Origin of the sequence: Paraburkholderia sp. JPY465, from assembly GCF_050436725.1 — a bacterium.
GTDB lineage: Bacteria > Pseudomonadota > Gammaproteobacteria > Burkholderiales > Burkholderiaceae > Paraburkholderia > Paraburkholderia youngii.
In genome coordinates this window covers 884,406-903,421 of record NZ_JBNDMT010000006.1, presented here as the reverse complement: position 1 = coordinate 903,421, position 19,016 = coordinate 884,406, and the positions used below count along the sequence as shown (strand labels likewise).

Genomic DNA, 19,016 nt, shown 5'->3' with positions numbered 1-19,016 from the left:
CATTCGATGTCGGCGCGTCAGAAGACGCATCTGTATGCGCATCTTCTCTGTTGGCGCCGACTGCCTGCTCCGGCAGCTCGGACGCCGAGCAGTCACTGGGCGGCGTCGCCCCGCCCGAATCCGGCGCACATGCGGCGACCGCGGAATTCGCGGAAAACACCCAGCCCGACGCTACGATTGCCGCCCACGCCAGTGGGTGAAATCGGAATGGGACATTACCGAATACTTTCTCAACTGCTGTCTTACTATTCCGCACGCCCGACATCCCGTATTCCAATTATTGATTCTTTTGCGCTTCCGCGCTTTGCGCACTTGCCACTTCCGCCGAGTCCTTGATCGCTGTACCGAAATCGTTCAGAACCGTGTAGGAAACCGTGGCAGGAGCTTTGATATCCAGCTTTCCATCCCGTGGACGGAGATCGACGTGTCCGAACGGCGGTGCCATGTCGGGCAAAAGTGCAACCTTCCTGCCTGCCGTTTCTATTTCTGCCATGCCGACGGAAACGAAGTAGGGCGACGGGTTGTCGAGACGAACGACCCTCTGACCTTTGTCATCTGACTCGACATGCCACTTCAGTTCAGCTCGCCCCGCCGTTGGGTCATCGAGCAACGATGTGGGCCGGTAGAACATCTTGATCCGCGTACGGAACGCGAGCTGAATCATGTTTCGGTCATCAGCGTCCTTAGGCTTGGGGGGAATTTCCAGAACGTTTAGCCAATAGACGGACTCACGGTCCATTGGCATGTCGCCGCCTGCGAACATGATGCGCAAAGCCTGACCTCGATGAGGCTCGACTCGAAATACGGCTGGCAGCAGCGTGAATGGCACCTTGATTTCATTCGGCGCGGCTGCTGCATCTCCGTCGTCCAGCCATGCCTGAACCAGGACCGGGCGGCTCTCAACATTGTTCAAACGAACGTTGACTTCGCGGTTTTGCGCCGGATAAATAACTCGTGTACCGGTGATGGTGATAGCCGCTTGTGCACCAAACGACACCACACTACAGGCTATGGCCGCAGCCAGATATCTAGAGAATTTCATTGAAGACATTCGCTCCTCCACGCGACAGATAGGTGGAATGTCACTTCGGGTTGCCTTCAGAGAGGAAGCGCAACCCGATGCCATTCGGCTTGGACTGGCTTACTGATATGCCAACGTGTAGCGAACAACGGCCGTCACGTAACCGGCCGTGGTTTTGTTCGTTGCGTAGTACTGGCCGCCGTAGCTCATCGTTGCGGTGCCGTCGCTTGCGACAGGAACGAACGAACCCGTGCTACCCAGCAGAATTGGCGTCTTGCCATCGCGGTCAAGCAGTTGCACTTCGACATTCGTAGCCGGCGAAGTGCTTGCCTGATTGATGGCATTACGCGTAGCCGGGTCCATGTTCGTGGTCTCGAAATGCGCCGCGACATTGGTCAGCGTTGCCGGGCACTGTGACACCGAAATTTCGAACATCCTGGAGCCGGCGGTTTGGCCGGCTGCAACCAACGACTGGGTGGACAGGGTAGGCAGCGTGACCGTCTTGTCCTCGTCACCGGCGTTAATCAGGCAGGTGTCGTCGATCAGTTCGCCGTTGAACGTTACCTGACCTGTGCCCGGTACGGCTTGAGCGAAAACCATCGGCGCGACGGACAGGCCGGCCACCGCGATCATGAGTTGCGTCACTTGTTTTTTCATGAGATTCCTCTTTGTTGCTATTTCGAAACTACAAACCCTTGTGAAGCCGGAGCTCCCAGCGATCGTCAAGGCAGAGCAATGATGTCATTGAAGAAGATCGGTGTTAATGGGCCGATACCCAAAATGAAATACCACATAGGACAGCCGACAACCGGCGTGTCGATTCCTCGAATTCAATCGATGCCAGGTCCGCCATACGATAGGGAAAGGCGCTACGAGAACTACAGAATCCGGCTGAGAATCGCGGCAATAGCTATGAGCAAGACCACTCGCGCACGATCGTGACGAGTTCTACGTCGTTTCTGGCACCCAGCTTCTTCATGCCAGCGTTCTTCTGATTGCTGACGGTCTTGGGACTGCGATTGAGCCGCTCGGCAATGGTGCCGATCGACATGCCGTCGCAGATCATTCGCACGACCGTCGATTCATTTTTGGATAGCAAATTGAGAGAGGATCCGCCCTCCGCTGCGCGCGCCGTTGCGCGCAACATCTTGTTCGCAATGGAATCAGGCAGAAACACGCTCTTGTTTTTGGCGGCACGAATGGCGGCGGTTAGGCTGGCAAAGCCCTCCGGTCCCTTCCCGACAAAGCCGGCCGCCCCCGCATTGAGCGCAGCCGAAATGATGTGCGTGGAAGAGTGCGCGCTCAGGAAAACTACGCGCACGGCTGGAGCGACGCGCCGGATGCGGTCAAGAAGATTGAGACCGTCCGCATACGGATCGCCTTCGAATTCGTAGTCGCACACGAGCACGTCGACCGGCACTTCACCCAACAGTTGGAGAAGCTGGCCAATTGTTTCGCTTTTGAAGCAGACCTTGACGTCCGGACGACGCTGAAGAAGATGCTCGACGCCGAGAAGAATGAATGGATGATCGTCGGCAACAGCCACTCTGATTTTGTTCACTCGCACTCCATACCACGCTGGTGAATACTTTTCTCGCGCCGACACACCTGCATGCTTTGTTGCCAAAGTACGATGTCATTTCACGCCGTTACATGACAAGAAAAGCACAGGACATCTCGCCCATGCCACTCGTCGGAAGTTCTTGAACCACTATTTATTTAAGTCAGTTGAAATCGCTGAGCAGGTCGGTGCGCTTTTGGCAGAGACAAAGCAATTTTTTGCATGCAACCAGGCATGGACCATCATGAAGACGGGAAGCGCGACGTGCTCACTCGGCGGCGATGAATTAATAGATTCCCGCCTTGCACTTACGCGGATTGTACTCGGCACCAACAAGAAAAAAGTCAGCAGATTCCTATATGCGTCATAGGTACAAGCAGTGCTTTTGTCATGGTGCTCTCAACGCACGCTTACGAGCAGCACGTCGACCGTTCCACATGGAGCGTCAATCGCTAGCGTTACGGCTGCATAGACGGGAGCAGAGCGTCACAGAGTATTGCAGCGTCGTGCTTCGACGGAACATCTTGCCCAGCCGGACCGATGGCAATATCTCGCTAGTTGCTGCCCCGTGTGCCTCTAACGGAACCTCAAGCCCCGAAATGATTGCGCACGAGATCGGCGAACGCGACCAGCGCGGTAAGCAGAACCACGATGAACAGCCAGCGTTCCAGCAGCGTAAACACAGGCCGTTTCCCCTTGCGGCGCTCGGCGATGTAGAACCACGCGGTCGCCGCCGTATAAAGCACGGTGGACATCAACAGATAATGCAGGCCGCCCGCGTACACGAGAAAGAGGGCATAGACGCAGCCCATCAGCGCGAGCATGAAATCGACGCGCCGTGACCAGGGCTGCCCCGCATACGATTCGCCGCTCGCCGCGAGCTTCAACCCATAGCCGGCGACGAACAGATACGGGATCAGGCTCATCGACGTCGTGAACTCCTTGGCCAGCGTGAACGCCTCTTTCGAAAACAGCGTCACGATCAGAAACGCCTGGATCACAAGGCTCGTCATCCATAGCGCAGCGACCGGTACATGGTTGCGGTTTTCTCGGCCGAGAAACGCGGGCATCGTACGGCTCTTGCCCGCCGCGTGCAGAATTTCCGCGGCGAGCAGCGTCCATGCGAGATAGGAGCCGAGTACCGATATCAGCAGGCCGAGCTTGACCACGACCGCGCCCCACGCGCCGACCGCGGCGCTCAGCACGCCAGCCATCGACGGATTTTTTAGCGTGCCCAACTGCTCGAGCGGCAACACGCCATACGACAACAACGTGACCATGACCATCAACGCAAGCACGCATAGAAAGCCGAGCACGGTCGCGACGCCGACGTCGCGCCGTTCGCGCGCATGCCGTGAATAAACGCTCGCGCCTTCCACGCCGAGAAACACGAAGACCGTCCCCAACATCGTCTTGCGCACCTCATCGAAAAGACCGGTCGCCGACGGCTCGGCACGGGTCCACAGATTCGCGACGAACACCCGCCACTCGACGCTCGATAGCACAAGCACCGCGAACAGTCCGAGCGCGAGCAACTTGGCGACCGTCATCGACGCATTCGCAATCGACGAGCCCTTCACGCCGCGCAGAATCAGAAAGTGAAACACCCAGATCATCAGCGAGGAACTGACGATCGCGCTGAACGTATTGCCGGCGCCGAACGAGGGCACGACGATCGCGAGCGCGGACTTGATCAGCACGAGATAGGCCACGTTGCCGAGACAGCTGGCGCACCAGTAGCCGAACGCCGACAGAAATCCCGTATAGCGTCCGAACCCGACGCGCGCATACGTGTAGACGCCGACATCGAGTTCCGGCTTGCGCCATGCGAGCCGTTGAAAGATCAGCGCGAGTATCAGCATGCCGGAGCCGGTGATGGTCCAGCTGATCAGCGAACCGACGACGCCGGTATATTTGCCGAGCGCCTGCGGCAACGAAAAGACGCCCACCCCGACCATCGAGCCGATCACCATCGCCATCAGGCCCGGCGCTGACAGTCTGACGCGCTTGTCCATGCTGCGATCGCTCTCCCGCGAACACGTTCCGATCGAGCCGCGCGCGCGACTACGATGATCGACCGCTCAGATGACGATCGTGCCGCTCGCGAGGCCGATCAGCGCGGCAATCGCGCCGCAGACTGCGACGGCAAAGATGATCCATTCGAGGTTCGAAAACACCCCCATGCCGCGCTCGCGTTTGGCCAACACATACAGCACCGTACCGGGCGCATAAAGCAGCGCCGATAGCATCAGGAACTTCAGGCCGCCCGCGAACAGCAGAAAGGCCGTATAGAACGTCGCGAACATCGCGACGAAATACTCGGTGCGCACCGCGCCGCTCAAGCTGCCGCCATTGTGGCGACTATCGTAACGCGCGGCCTTGATTCCGTATGCGGCCACGAGGAAATAAGGAATCAGCGCCATCGAGCTCGTCAGATTGAGCATCAGCGCAAACGCATCGGTCGACCAGTACGTGCTGATGACGAAACACTGCACCACGGTACTCGTGAGCCAGATCGCGGCGACCGGCAGCTTGCGTTCGTTTTGTCGCGCGAAGATACGCGGCATCGTCTCGAGGCGCGCGGCGGCGAACAGCACCTCGGCACAGATCAGCGACCACGCGAGGTACGCGCCGAGGATCGAAACGATCAGACCGGCGCTGATAAACACGACGCCGAAGGGGCCGAGCAACGCGCCGAGTACCGCGGCCATCGACGGCTGGCGCATCACCGCGAGATCGGCGCGCGGCAAGCTCGCGTAAGGCAGCAGCGTCACCAGTACTAGCAGACACAGCACTGCGACGAAGCCGGTGATCGTCGCGGCGCCCACGTCCGAGCGCTTTTTCGCGTAGCGCGAGTACACGCTTGCACCTTCGATACCGACGAACACGAAGACGGTGACGAGCATCGTCGCGCGAACCTGCGAGAACAGGCCGTTGCCGAGCTGATCGTTGCCCTCCCGCAGATTTGCGTGAAACATGTCGGCGCGAAACAGCGCGATGAGGATCACGATGAACAGCACGATCGGAATCACCTTCGCGACCGTCACGATCGTGTTGATCATCGTTGCCTGCTGGACGCCGCGCAGCATCACCAGATGAAACAGCCAGATGCCTACCGACGACACGATGATCGCCGTCGCCGTATTGCCCTCGCCGAAGACGGGGAAGAAAGCGCCGAGCGTCGATTTGATCAGCACCCAGTACGACACGTTGCCGAAGCAGCCGGCCATCCAGTAGCCGAATGCGGACAGAAAGCCCGCATAATCGCCGAAGCCCGCTCGCGCATAGGCGAACACGCCGGCATCGAGCTCGGGCCGGCGCTGTGCGAGCGCCTGGAACACGCGCGCCAGCGCATACATGCCGATGCCCGCCACGCACCATGCAATGACGGCGCCGAACGGTCCGGTCGCGCGCGCGAAATTGCGCGGCAGCGAGAAAATCCCTGCGCCCACCATCGAACCGACGACCATCGCGGTCAGTGCGGGTAACGACAGTTTCGTCTCGACCTGGGTTGTCATCGTTCACCCTTCAGAGAAGCTGATTTCTTCCAGAAAGGGACTTACGCGAAGCAGGTACGCGTACGTTGCGCATCTCCTGTTAGTCCTCCCGACTGAAGCCAACGGCTTTTACCCGATCCTTCGCTTACTGTGAAGCCGGCGCCGGTGCGTTCCCGGCGGCGGGCGCGGGCCCCGTCGGCGCTTGTGGATTCGCAGCCACGGGCGGATTGGCCAACCAGCCGCCCCCCATCGCCCTGAACAGCGCGAACTGTGCCTGCAGTTTGCCGACCTCTTCCCTCGCCTGCGACGACTGGCTTTCGAGCAGCGCAACCCGCACCTGATCGATATCGACGCGGCCGGTATCGCCGAGCTCGTAGCGACGTCGCACCTGGTTCAGCTGCGTGGTACGTCGCGCGACTTCTTCATTGCGCGCGTTGAACAACTCGTCCTGCCGGTTCAAACGCGCCAGCGCACGGTCGACGTCATAGAACGCGCCGAGCGCGGTCTTTTCGTAATTGAACATCGCCTGTTGCGCCTGCGCATCCGACGACTCGACCTGCGAGCGCCGCGCGCCAAAGTCGATCAGCGGCATCGCCATCGCCGCGCCGAACAGCCAGAACGTGCTAGCCCCGAGGTTTTGACCCGCGAACTCCCAACCATTGCGCGCGAGCATCCCGCTTAGCGATAGGGTCGGCCAGTAGTTGAGCCGCGCCACATCCGACTGTCTGACCGCCGCATTCACGCGGGCCTGCGCCGCGATCAGATCCGGGCGCCGCATCAGCAGGTCGACGGGTTGGCCGGGCTCGATATGCGGCAGTGCGGTCATCAGCGTGTCGCTTTCATCGAGGATTCCGGCGAAGTCCGCTGGCTGCACGCCGCACAGATTCTGCAAATTCAGCCGCGCCTGAGCGATGCCGTTCTCCACGTCCTGCAAACGCGCATCGACCTGCGCACGGCCAGCGCGCGCCGCTTCGATGTCCGTACTCATCACGAGGCCCGCAGTAAAGCTCTTTTCGGCGATGTCGACGAAGTCGTCCGCGATCGCGCGGCTTTGCAGCAGGATCGTGCGCTGACGCAGCAGCCCGCGATACGTGACGTACAGATCCGCGACGCCCGACACTACGCTCAGGCGCACCGCTTCCGCATCGCCCGCGGCCGCGCGTACCTGCTCACGTGCCGCCGAGAGCCGCGAGCGTCCCTGGCCGAACAGATCGATCTCCCATTGCGCCTGCAGACCGACTCGCCAGAACTGCGCATCGGTATTGGTGATGCCGAGGAACTGCGCGAACTCGAGTTGCGTCTCGCCGCCGTGAAACTTTGCGCCGCTCACGCCCGCACCGACCGACGGCAGCAGTTGCGAGCGAGCCAGCCGGATTCCGGCCTGCACCTGATCGACGCGTGCGTAAGCGGTGGCGATGTCGAAGTTGTGCGCGAGCGCGAGCTCGATCAGTTTGTTCAGCGCGGGATCGCCGTACTGGGTCCACCACGCCGCGAGATCCTGCGCGGACATCGGGGTGGCCGCGCCCTGTTGCGCCTCCGAATACTGCGGCGGAAACGCGGCGGGCTTTTGCAGCTGCAATGAACCCGCACAACCTGCTTCGAGCAGCAGCGCCGCGATGGTGAGAAGACAGTGGCGCGCGCGGATCATTTTGCTTCCGGGTGTCGGCCCGGCTCCCATTCCGCCTGCTTGATCGAGAACAGCATCGAGTACAGCGCCGGCACGGCGACCATCGTCAGTACGGTGGCGAAAGCAAGGCCCGACATGATCGTGATCGCCATGTCCTTGAAGAACGGGTCCCACAACAGGGGCGCCATGCCGAGCGCCGTCGTGCCGGCCGACAGCATCACCGGACGCAAGCGGCTCATCGCACCGTGGGTCACCGCCTGCATGCGCGGCACGCCGGCGGCGACCTGCGCATCCATCTCTTCGACGAGCACGACGCCGTTCTTGATCAGCATGCCGATCAGGCTCAATAGACCGAGCAACGCCATGAAGCCGAACGCGCCGCGGAACAGCAGCAGACCGATCGTCACGCCGCAGATCGACATCGGCACGACGAGCAGCACGACGAGCGCGGGCTTCAGGCGTCCGAACATCATCAGCACCAGCAGCGCCATCGCGATGAAGCCGAGCGGCAGTTGCCGGAACAGGCTCTGCTGCGCGCGCGTCGAGGATTCGTGCTCGCCGCCCCATTCGAAGCGGTAGCCCGAAGGCAGCTTGATGTTCTCGATGCCCGGGCGTATGCGATTGAAGGCGTCGACACTGTTCTGTCCGTAGATGGGGTTCGCCGATACCGTGATCGTGCGAATCCGGTCCTCGCGCGCGATCTGACCTTCCTCGGTCCCAACCGTAAAGCCGTTGACCACGTCGCCGAGCGGCACGTAACGGCGCAGACCGGCGCTGAACACCTGCAGGTCTTGCAGGCCCGCGACGCCGCGCGTGTAGTCGGGCGAGCGCAGCACGATCGGCAGCAACTGATCGCCTTCGCGATAGATGCCCGCGCGCAGGCCCTCGGTTGCATAGGCCATCGTGTCGGTGACCTGCCGGCGCGTCACACCGAGCGAGCGCGCGCGCGACTCGTCGAATTCCGGCCGCACGATGCTGATCGGATTTTCCCAGTCGTCGCGGATCGCGATGATGCGGCCGTCGCCCTTCAGCACGTTCTGCGCTTCCTGCGACAAGCGACGCAGCACGACTGGATCGGGACCGGAGAAGCGCGCCTGAATCGCCGCGCCTCCGCCCGGCCCGAAATTAGGCCGTGTCACAGTCCAGTGCTGTTCGGGGAAGCGCTTCTTCAGATCCGCTTCGATGTCCGGAAGCATCACGTCGATCAGGCGCTGGTCCTTCGCACCGACGATGAACTGCGCATACGACGGATCGCGCGTCTCCGGATCGTAGACGAGGAAGAAGCGCGTCGCGCCCGAGCCGATATAGGTCTGCACGTTGCTGACATCCGCATGCTCGAGCAGCACCTTCTCGACTTCGCGACTCTTTTCGACGACCGCGCGAATGTCGGCGCCGCGCGGCAAACGCATATCGACATAGAAGATCGGCGTGGTCGACGCGGGGAAGAAACTCTGCTCGACGAAACGGAACGCCCAGCCGGCGAGTACCGTCAGCGCGACGAGGCCGATGACCACGAGCACGCGCCGTCGGGTGACCCATGACAACAACTCGCCGTAACGCTTGTACAGCTTTGCCTTGAACGGATCTTCATCGATGATGTCCGCGGGCTTGAAAAGATATGTGCCGAACAGCGGCGTCAGCGCGATGGCGATCACCCAGCTAAACAGCAGCGAAATCGCAGCGACGGCGAACAGGGACGCGCAGAATTCGCCGACCGCATCCGGCGACAGGCCGATGCCCGAAAAAGCCAGAATCCCCACGATGGTCGACGCGAGCAGAATCCATTGGCTTTGTTTGAGAATTTCGGTCGCCGCCTCGAGATGCGACTTGCCTCGTTGCACCCTCACGAGCATGCCCTCGACCACCACGATGCTGTTATCGGTCAGCATGCCCATCACGATGATCAGCGCGCCCAGGGAAATGCGCTGCAGCTCGATCCCCGCCGCGTACATGACGAGCAGCGTGCCGAGAATCGACAGGAACAGCTCGACGCCGAGCACCACACCCGCACGCCAGCCAAGCCCGATGCCGAGCGCGACACCGACGATCGACACGGACAGGAACACGTCGAAGATGAAACCGCGCACGCTCTCATCGACGACCCGCGGCTGATCGTAAAGCGAGTACAGCTTGATGCCGATCGGGCGGTCGCGCTCGAGTTCGGCGAGCTTCGCCTTGATCCGCTCGCCGACCCTCACGACGTTAACGCGCGGTCGCGCGCTGATACCGATCGTGATCGCGGGCTGAGCGTTGTAGTGAATGACCTGGTTCGGAATCGTCGCGTAGCCATGGCTCACGCGAGCGATGTCGCCGAGCAGAAGCGGGCCGGGCGTATTGTTGACAGGCAGCGATCGGATGGCCTGCAGCGAGTCGAGCGAGCCGGTCGGCGCAATCCGCAACGACAGATCGCCGACGCGTTCGCGGCCCGCGGGCCGAACCTCGTTTTGCAGGAACAGTGTCTGCGCGAGATCGTCGGTGGACAGATTGTTGGCGATCAGTTGCGACTGGTCGACGTCGACCGAGACCTGCTCCTGCTGCTGACCAGCGATCACGATGTCGGACACGTCGTCGAGCGTCAGCAGTTGGCGGCGCAGTTCACGCGCGTACGCATACAGTTGCGCCTGCGTGTAGCCCTCGCCAGTCAGCGCGTAGAACATGCCGTAGACGTCGCCGAAACGGTCGAGCACGAGTGTCGGGCCCGCACCGGGCGGCAGCCGTACCTGTGCATCCGACACGGAATTGCGCAATTCGTCCCACACTTGCGGCAATTGCGCCGACGTGTACTGGTCGCGAATCTGGACGCGGATTTCGGAGTAGCCCGGCATCGAACGCGAGGTCAGCTTCTCGACCTGCGGCATCTGCTGGATCGCGCTTTCGAGCCGGTCCGTCACCTCCTGCTCGACCTCGTGCGCACTCGCGCCCGGATACAGCGTCACCACGACCGAAGTCTTGATCGTGAACTTCGGGTCTTCGAGCCGCCCGATGTTGTAGTACGCAAACAGGCCGCCAAACAGCGAGATCAGCGTCAGGACCCATGCGATCAGCGGCTTTTCGATCAGGGGGCGCGCGAGGTTCATTGAGGAGCATCCATTGGACGGACCGCCATTCCCTCTTTCATGAACTGCGAGCCGCCCGCCACCACGCGGTCGCCTTCCGCCACCGCACCCGCGACGACCGCATCGTCATTGCGAATTTCGCGCACGCTGACCGGCACCGCATGCACACGGCCGGACGCCGCATCGTAGCGCCACAGACTGCGCTGACCGTCCGCGCCGATCGACACCGCCGCGATCGGAATCGCGAAGTAGCCTTGATTGTCGTTTTGCGCGACTTGCCGGGCCGTGTCGGAAATCTGTACCCGCAGCGCCATGCCGGGTAACAGCATGGCGCTTTGCGGTCCTTCGATCGAGAACACGAGCCGGTAGGCCGCCGAAGTCGGCGAGGTCTGCGTGGTCCGTTCGCGGAACACTAGCGGGAAGCGGTTCTGCGGCCGCTCGGGCAGCCACGCTTCGGCTCGCAGCGTCTTGTCGACGAATAGACGTTCGGCAATGCTCTGAGGCAGATCGACGCCGACATCGACACGGCCGATGTTTTCCAGATTGAACGCGGGTGCGCCAGCCTGCACGACCTGCTGAATCTCGATGTTGCGGCGAGCGATCCGGCCGTCGAATGGCGCGACTAGCCGGGTATTGCGCAGGTCGCGGCTCGCCATGTCGCGTGCCGCGCGTGCGGCGTCCGTGGCAGCCGACAGCTGCTCATAAGCAGCCTGTGACAGAATTCCGTCCTTGCGCAGCACCGCCTGGCGCTTCAGGTTGTCGCTCAGCTGCTGATACTGCGCGTTCGCGCGTTGCAGTTGCAGCTTGTAGGGTTCTTCATCGATACGCGCGATCAGCTGCCCGCGTTTCACGGATGCACCTTCGAGCACCGCGATCTGCACGACGCGGCCCGATACTTCGAAGGCGAGCGGCGAGATGCTGGTCTGCTCGACCCGCCCGGTAAAGATGCGAATGGCGGACGCGTCGGCCGCTTCGACCCTGGTGAGCTGCACGGCTGGCCTCGTATCGCCGCTCGGTGTTTCGGTTGGCCGTTGGCAGCCCGACAGTGAAACGACGAGCGCACTGGCCAACACGCACGACAATACGCCGGTCAGTGCGACGCTGGCTGATCGGTGAGGCCGCGGTGCATCGGAACGGTTTGCGGTCATGACGTCCTCGGCTGACTGCTGGCGCAACCCATGTCGTACACCCTGCGGCAACCTTGTTCGCGGACCGGCGAATACGGTGCTCTACGGGTTGCTCATGAATTCATAGGGGTCCATAGCAGTGGACCGATCAGTGCATTTTCGCTGCGATTTCCACGGCCAGGTCAGACTCGATGAACGGTGGCATCGCGTCGGTCGGACCGGCAACGTTGTGTCGTCATTCAGGCTTCGTTTGTCGGGCATGTTGCCTAATTGCCAATCTGCTTCGCCACGCCGAAGAAAGGCTAAGGAACTGGTGGTCTGCCCGTGTCATGCGTGCGCCATTGTCCCCTTTCATAGTTCGTGAGAGGCATCATGGCCGATCAATGCGCCAGCCGTCAATCGATTCGCGACTTACTGCGGGCATACGGATTTATTCCATGGTTTCTTCCACGTCCGTTGACGAAAGATAAGCATGGCTATGCTGTCGTACTAGTGATGAAGGGCGATGGGAAAGACTGCTATTGATATCAGGGAATGCTTTCGCCGATGGAACAGCCGCGATTGTTGAATCGGGGGTTCTTTCTCATTGAAGCCAATGCGCATCATGGCGGACGGCATGGGTTGTACCAGTGACTTGCTGGGCGGTAGAGGCCAGCCGATCCTTTCTGCCATTCGGACCGCTCAATGCCATTAGGTGCGTCGCGTGTTGCGGCAGTGCTCGAATGAAAGCCTCGCAGTGGCGGCGGCCATACGCGCATCGGCGAATGCGCGTATGGCCGGTCGCCCGAGACGCTCAACGTTGCGCAGTTCGCGATTGCACCTGCCAACGCGAGCCGCTGGATTGCATCGATGCGATATCGGCCGTCGGCGGAATTAATACCGACTGGCGATTGTCGAGCCTCGTTGAACTGTCGTTGCAGATGGCCCGGCTGGCGTTCGCCGGGATACTTAACATTTATCGGCGCGATGACTTGGGCGTCGCGATCGTTGCGGGGGTGAAATTGCGGCGGCCAGTCGAAGACGATGCCGATGCGAGTGGCGATACCGATGGCGATGGGAGCAGCAATGCGGCGCTGACACCGGCGTGTCGTCACGGGCCGCGGGACTGACGAGTTCGGCGTCGCGCTATTTCAGTGAGATGCCGTCCACAACCGTTATCACGTTGATCCGGTTCAGCCGGGGCAAGCTCGGGCAACTGCTTGCCTCATGTGATGTCGTGCTGTCCGTCTAAGATCCGTATCGCGAAGCCAGTGTCGAGTGAGATGGCCAAGCCGTGCCAACGTTGCGCACGCTGTTTAGACGCACGCGGTATCGATGCGCCGCGCATAAGCAACTGTTCGATCGCAGTCGACGGATCATTCTGATGTTGCATGGCCCTCGCGACGGGCCCGGAGGCATAGATCAATGTCGACAACGATATTCCGGGCGATGAAGTGCTTCGCCAATATTTTCAGGTGTGGCAGGGCTACTACCCGACCAACGTGCCGATGCTGGTCAACCTCGTGCGCATGCGGCACGCCACGCAACAGACGCTCGCGTAGTTCGATCCGGACCGCACGGCGCCCGCGTCGCATGGTGATGGTCTGATCGCTCACAGCATGGGCGGCAATTCACGCACGGCTGCGGGTGCCGGCTTCCGGCGACGCGCTTTGGGCAACGTTCGAGGATAAATACGTGCCCGAAGGCTCCGACGTCGCTCGTGATGACGAGCGCTCAATCGGCTGCTGAACTTCACGCCGATGCCGAAACGCGAGCGCGCCATGTTTATGGCGCCCCCCATCAAGGCACTCGGTTCGCGAGCAACGGCTGTCTCGCTGGGCGGTCAACCTCGGCGCGAAAGCGGGCCGCTCGAAGATTCCGATGATGGGGTCGTCTCTTATCGCAGCGCGCATCTCGCGGGCGCGCTATCGGAGAATGTGATTGTTGCGGGACAGCGTGCGGGAGACGCGGAGGCGATCTTCGAGATCCGACGGATTTCGATTCAGGATATCGGGCAGATCGATCGGCGCGGGCTGGTTTGCGAGGAGGCTGAAATGGAGACGTGACGGCGGAGGGGCCAGGTGTTTTTCGCGACAGCGTAGGCTTTGCAGCCACGTCCGTCCTTTAAAATAATTCGCTACAAATTACGTATTAAATGCTACGTATCGCTGGAGCGTGTTTGCGCAATCCTGCGTGTGCTCCTCTCGTGATGGGTGTGCCGGGGTATCGTGCACCAATTTGGCGGATCCGCGTGAAACAATGCGTCGGACAAGTGAAAAAGGTCTTTAAAAACAAATGGTTACGAGATCCAAGAGACATTTCTCAATGTTTCACGCGGCTGCGGTTAGCGAGATCAACCGAAGAATCTTGGGTTCGCGCTCGGATCGGCTAATACCCGCTGGTTTTTCGATATTTAGTTCGGAAAACTGCCGATGGCCGACTACTGTATAGCCGAAGCTCCCCCTTGCGACGCGCTCGGCGATTGGCAGTGGCTCGCGTTGCGGATCAAGCGGTGGACGATCGTCTCGCTAATTGATGCAACGAGAGCGAGCCGGACGACGACGCATTGTCGGCGGTGATTCGCGCATTTGGCCCTCCCCTCCCCTGGCAATGATCGCCCCGCGCGTAGATTGCCGATGCGGCGGGAGTATCGATGTTGATGTCGCGCTGACCAGATGGTCAAGTGCAAACTCATCCAGTAGCGAGCAGGTGGAAGTTCATGACTCGCGAGTTGCCCAAGCGATGATTGCAGCGGTCACGATGCATGCCTTCGAATACGAGGACCCGCGCATCTCATGATGCGGGCAAGTCGACCGGACGACCTTTCGAGCGTGGCCAACTAACCGAGAGTATTTTCTTGCTGACCACGGTGGGGGGTCGACACACGTACCGCCAAATGGGCAGCGGTCGGCAGGGGTTCCTTCTTCACTTTCTGGCTGCCGGCCCAGAGGTCGGATCTGCACCGTGCAACGGGATGTGATTCGAAGGCATGCTTGCGACTCTCGAAAGCAAGGATGCACCGCTTGCGATGGGCCTGGTCTGGATCGGTCGAGAGGGATCGCGCTATCAAGGTCGGCATCGCTTAACGCGACACTCGCCTAATGGCGGGCTCCCGCCACACCTTTACGTATGTGGTGTGTTCGCTGAGACAAGCCAAATTCAAGGCCTTCCCGCGCGCGTCGTTCCGTCGATCCGGTTTCCGCCGGTAATCGTATGGGACGGATTTCTGGCAGAAAACCGCTGACCGTATGGTCAATGAGCATAGGCATGCGCACCGCGCCCATCTGGCCTCAGGAACTTCCTGAGTTGGAGCAGCCGTGAATGACGTTGACGATATTCACTAAACTGCTGCACCCGACAGCGCCGTCATGAACTCAGGGCTTGATGGAAAATCATCGTCAACCCTTCCCGCGATTTTTCACCTGACATCCATTTGGTGCGGGACGCCTCGACGTCAGGAGCAACGATTTTTCTCATTGCGGGAGTCGGCCGTCGAGTGCCGCGCCGCGGTACGAGGACGAATAACCCGAACGTGGCGAGGGTCGAGAATGACCGGCGATGGCCTGCCGGGGGACATTCCGTCTCAAAGGACAGTAACCGGCCCGCCATTTCTGCCGTCATGTGATCATCGAACACGTTCGGCGGCGCCCTCGACGATATGACCGGTCGGCGAGTTGGCGGAAGCCAGTTCACAGACTTCCTCACAAATTCCGAGCGGGTGGCGGCCTCGATTATGTCCTGCACCTGCAAGATTGGTCCGGCGAACCTACTGCTACGCGATCTCCCCGCGGACCGGACAAGACGCAAAGAATCTGCGTCCGCACGACAGGGGACTCTTCTATCGACGTTGGCTTTCGTCGGAAAGAGTGTCTAGAGTCTAGACACTGCGACGAACCCTGATGGCATCTACGGAGACTGTCTAGACTCTAGACACTCTCTCAGCCCAAACCATTTTGGCTGGCCGAAAAAAAGCCCGCACTTGGCGGGCCTCTCTCTACACTAAAAAACCAAACATCGAATCAGCTCGTTTTCGGCTGCGATTGGAACATCTGTCCGATCAACTGTCGTATCTGAACTTCTTGCGCCTCGGTAATCACCCCGGTCTTGATCTTGATCGTGAAGTTGCTGACATCCTTCGTGATGCTTCCGGCGTGCTCTCGTCCTGCAAAAAACTTCTCGATGCTGCGTCCGCCGGTACCAGCCGACGTCGTCTGCCGCGTCGCCAACGCAGTGATTGCCGCCGCGACCTTGCCTTGATCCATTTCGCCTCTCACCAACAGCGGCCAAATTTCGCGAGCCGCTTTAACCCCATCCTCGCCGTGCTTTTTGATAGCCGCCCCGATTGCTTGCGCCGCAGTTCCGCCCAATAGTCGCGGTTGAATATCGAGATCTTTTTTGATGAAGTCCGGCAAATTATCGAACGACAAGAACTGGTACAGACCCGCCCTCGACAATCCCATCGCTTCCGCCAGTCGCTTGCGATTCGGAAACTCCGCTTCCGATCGACGGATCGCAACTCCGATTTCATAGTCAGCAAGGTCGTCGCGGCTGATGTTTTCGACCATCGCCAGGACGGCCATATCCGAGTCGGAGCAATCCGCGACGACTGCCTTGATCGTGTCATGCCCCAGCATCTTGTGCGCACGCCAGCGCCGTTCACCAGCGACTATCTGATAGTCGTCGGCGACACGCCGGACGACGATCGGCTGCATCAACCCAACTTCCCGGATCGACTCCGCAAGCTCGGCCAACTTTGCTTCGTTGAACACGCGGCGCGGCTGCCACGGGTTCGGCAAGATCCCCGCAACCGGCAGTTGCGATGCGACTCCGGTCGATTCCAATTCCTGCACGCGAAGCTGCGCAACGGCCAGCGCGCCGGCAAGGCCGGGCGCCGTTTGCGTGCGGTTGCTGCGCTTAACCTCGTCTTCATTAATCGACGAAGTTTTGCGAATGCCGGACGTCTTGGCCAGCAACTGTTCTCGCATATTGCTCATTGCGCGTTCCTCCATTTTTCCGAATAGATCTCGTCGATCCAACGACAGTAATCGACGAGAGGCTGCCGCACGCGTTGCAGCGACTTGGCCGCGCTGTGATTGCTGCTGATGTCGAAGACGGTAGAGAATGCCAACGCCCCTGTGCTCATTACCGAACTCGCCGGCACCTCGATCGAATGCAGCCAGTTTTCGTATGCGCTTTGCGCCCACGCACGCACGATCGGCGCCGACGAGTTCCGCCCATAATCGACCCGCGATAACACCAGCGATACAAAGTCGTATTTCTTTTCCTTCTCGAATTTGATGAAGCTTTTGGACACGTCAGAGAAGAGTCGCCAGAACGAGAGTGAGCTGATGAAGTCCAGGTTTTCCGGCACCATCGGCATCACCATGGCGTCCGCGGCCATCAGCGCGTTCAGATTGAGGTACGACAGAGACGGCGACGTATCCATCAGAATGTAGTCGTACTTCTTGCGCAGCGGCTCGAGCCCTTCACGAAGCACGGTCCAGAAACGAAAACCTGGCCGAATCTTTTGCATCGCCGGCAGATGGAACTCTGCACCGATCAATTCCGTATGCGCAGGAATCACGTCGATGCCATCCCAGTACGTCGACTGAATCCGTCCCTCGAGGCCGCCCTCGATGTCTTGGTCGTAGACATACGGCAACACCGTATCCTCAGGCGACACGTCTTTTTCCGCGTACAGTCCGCACAGTTCCGAGAGTGATGCCTGCGGATCGAGATCGACCACCAGCACTTTGCGTCCCCGTAGCGACAGCCCTTGGGCAAGGCACATCGTCGTAGTCGTCTTGGCGGAACCACCTTTGAGCTGCGCGGTGATAATGATCTTCCCGTCCGGTTCCTTCAGACGAGTGACCAGTGGAGTCTGGTAAATGTCGGAAATCTTTTGCACCCAGATCCGCGCTTCTTCTAGCGTGAAGGTCCGGGTGCGGCCCGTGCCGGCTGCCGTGCCCGAAGGCAGTTCTCCGTCGCCTTTTGTCGCGAGATACTGAACCTGCGAGTGAGAGACGTTGCACATCTCGGCAATCTCGCCGGTCTTGAAGACGGGAGCCGTTTTTCGAGGACGTGGAGCCAGAATCGTGTCACGCAGCTCATTAGTAAAAATGGTGACCTTTTCTGCGAACTCACTGATCTGCTCAAAGTGAACGGTTCGGTCTACGGCAGGAAGTTGGCTCGTTCTGACCATTCTGAGGTTTATCCATAAAATTCCAGAAACCTCAGAATACAGGAAATACTTGAAAATAGCTTTTTAAATTACTGTTTTAATGCGGATTTTCTGAAAATTTCTATATTTTCACAGCGTTTTCGGTGGCGGAACTGTCGTGGAAACGAAACGAGTCCCGAAACCCCGCCTATGCGAGTGCACAAATGACCTCACCAAATGCCTAAGTTTTAGGCGAGTGTGCCGGTTACGCTGGCCCTGTCACGAAGGAAGGTGAGGTCATTTGTGCACTTCCTCACATCTACGACGTGCGATCCGGCGATCTCCAGCACAACGGACCTCACCATAATCGCGTTTTCGCCACCTTCCGGCGACCGCTCCGGCCGCTTGGAGCGCAAATGCACAATCAACCTCACCTACCGCCGTTGATTTCCGCCGGCGGCAGGCGGTCCAGCCCGGGCCCCAGTGTCACCAATCCTTGCTGGTCACCGTGGAAGCACAACCAACCTCACCTTCGTTACGCAGCCGTTCATCAGCTCCGGCATCGCACAATTAACTTCACCATGCTGCATTGCGCAATCTTCACGTCAACTTACTGTGTGACCCAAGTTGGTAGGTTTTTTTTAAACCGAGAACAAACCGACAAACTCACACAGGCAGACGATATTCAATTCATTCAGCCACTTAGGTTCCAAAAGGTGAGGTACGTTGTGTCGAAGGTGAGGTTCGCTGTGCTGAGAGGTGCGGTTCGTTGTGCAGCAAGGTGAGACCAATTCCCCGCCAAGGTGCGGTTCCATGTGTTTGCCTGTGCGTCGAATCTGGAAGGTGAGGTGGGTTGTGCATCTGCAGGAAATGAAGCTCGGATGGGCCGTCCCATAAGGCTTCGCCGTGCGAAAGCCGTCTGGCAAGGTGAGGTTCCTTGTGTAGATGGTGAGGTTCTGTGTGCCAGATCGCGGAATGAACGACGAAG

12 protein-coding genes are annotated in these 19,016 nt (G+C 59.9%); 2 read left to right on the top strand and 10 right to left on the bottom strand.

Going from position 1 to position 19,016, the window contains the following annotated elements:
- Nucleotides 1-277 precede the first annotated feature (277 nt).
- From QFZ94_RS37475 to QFZ94_RS37440, 8 genes are all read right to left on the bottom strand, one after another.
- Entirely contained in the window at nt 278-1,042 is a 765-nt protein-coding gene (locus QFZ94_RS37475; RefSeq protein WP_429463657.1) for a fimbria/pilus periplasmic chaperone, read from the bottom strand.
- A 99-nt stretch (nt 1,043-1,141) separates the two neighbouring features.
- Nucleotides 1,142-1,678 (bottom strand): fimbrial protein, encoded by a 537-nt coding sequence (locus QFZ94_RS37470; protein WP_410851586.1) that lies wholly within the window; start codon nt 1,676-1,678, stop codon nt 1,142-1,144.
- Between the two features lie 253 nt (nt 1,679-1,931).
- On the bottom strand, nt 1,932-2,582 hold the full coding sequence (locus QFZ94_RS37465) for a response regulator (RefSeq protein ID WP_429462998.1): 651 nt from the start codon (nt 2,580-2,582) through the stop codon (nt 1,932-1,934).
- 587 nt (nt 2,583-3,169) lie between these two features.
- Entirely contained in the window at nt 3,170-4,597 is a 1,428-nt protein-coding gene (locus tag QFZ94_RS37460; protein ID WP_368582613.1) for a basic amino acid/polyamine antiporter, read from the bottom strand.
- A gap of 66 nt (nt 4,598-4,663) precedes the next feature.
- On the bottom strand, nt 4,664-6,100 hold the full coding sequence (locus QFZ94_RS37455) for a basic amino acid/polyamine antiporter (RefSeq protein WP_429462997.1): 1,437 nt from the start codon (nt 6,098-6,100) through the stop codon (nt 4,664-4,666).
- Between the two features lie 124 nt (nt 6,101-6,224).
- A complete protein-coding gene (locus QFZ94_RS37450; protein WP_429462996.1) occupies nt 6,225-7,727 on the bottom strand; it encodes an efflux transporter outer membrane subunit in 1,503 nt (500 codons plus the stop codon).
- A complete protein-coding gene (locus tag QFZ94_RS37445) occupies nt 7,724-10,783 on the bottom strand; it encodes an efflux RND transporter permease subunit (RefSeq protein ID WP_429462995.1) in 3,060 nt (1,019 codons plus the stop codon). Before QFZ94_RS37445 ends, QFZ94_RS37450 begins: the two co-directional genes overlap by 4 nt.
- Complete coding sequence (locus QFZ94_RS37440) at nt 10,780-11,754, bottom strand: efflux RND transporter periplasmic adaptor subunit (RefSeq protein WP_429462994.1); 975 nt, start codon at nt 11,752-11,754, stop codon at nt 10,780-10,782. The genes QFZ94_RS37445 and QFZ94_RS37440 overlap by 4 nt, the downstream gene beginning before the upstream one ends.
- An 857-nt stretch (nt 11,755-12,611) precedes the next feature.
- Here QFZ94_RS37440 and QFZ94_RS37435 point away from each other — a divergent pair.
- Together QFZ94_RS37435 and QFZ94_RS37430 are read left to right on the top strand one after the other, a co-directional pair.
- The gene (locus QFZ94_RS37435; RefSeq protein ID WP_429462993.1) at nt 12,612-12,998 is read left to right on the top strand and encodes a hypothetical protein; all 387 of its coding nucleotides are present in this window, start codon (nt 12,612-12,614) and stop codon (nt 12,996-12,998) included.
- Between the two features lie 630 nt (nt 12,999-13,628).
- Nucleotides 13,629-13,934, top strand: a complete 306-nt coding sequence (locus QFZ94_RS37430) for a hypothetical protein (RefSeq protein ID WP_429462992.1) — start codon at nt 13,629-13,631, stop codon at nt 13,932-13,934.
- Nucleotides 13,935-15,887: 1,953 nt separating this feature from the next.
- Here QFZ94_RS37430 and QFZ94_RS37425 read toward each other — a convergent pair.
- Nucleotides 15,888-16,862, bottom strand: coding sequence for a ParB/RepB/Spo0J family partition protein (locus QFZ94_RS37425; RefSeq protein WP_368582618.1), 975 nt, complete (start codon nt 16,860-16,862; stop codon nt 15,888-15,890).
- Complete coding sequence (locus QFZ94_RS37420) at nt 16,859-18,070, bottom strand: ParA family protein (RefSeq protein ID WP_429462991.1); 1,212 nt, start codon at nt 18,068-18,070, stop codon at nt 16,859-16,861. The genes QFZ94_RS37425 and QFZ94_RS37420 overlap by 4 nt, the downstream gene beginning before the upstream one ends.
- Nucleotides 18,071-19,016: the final 946 nt, after the last annotated feature.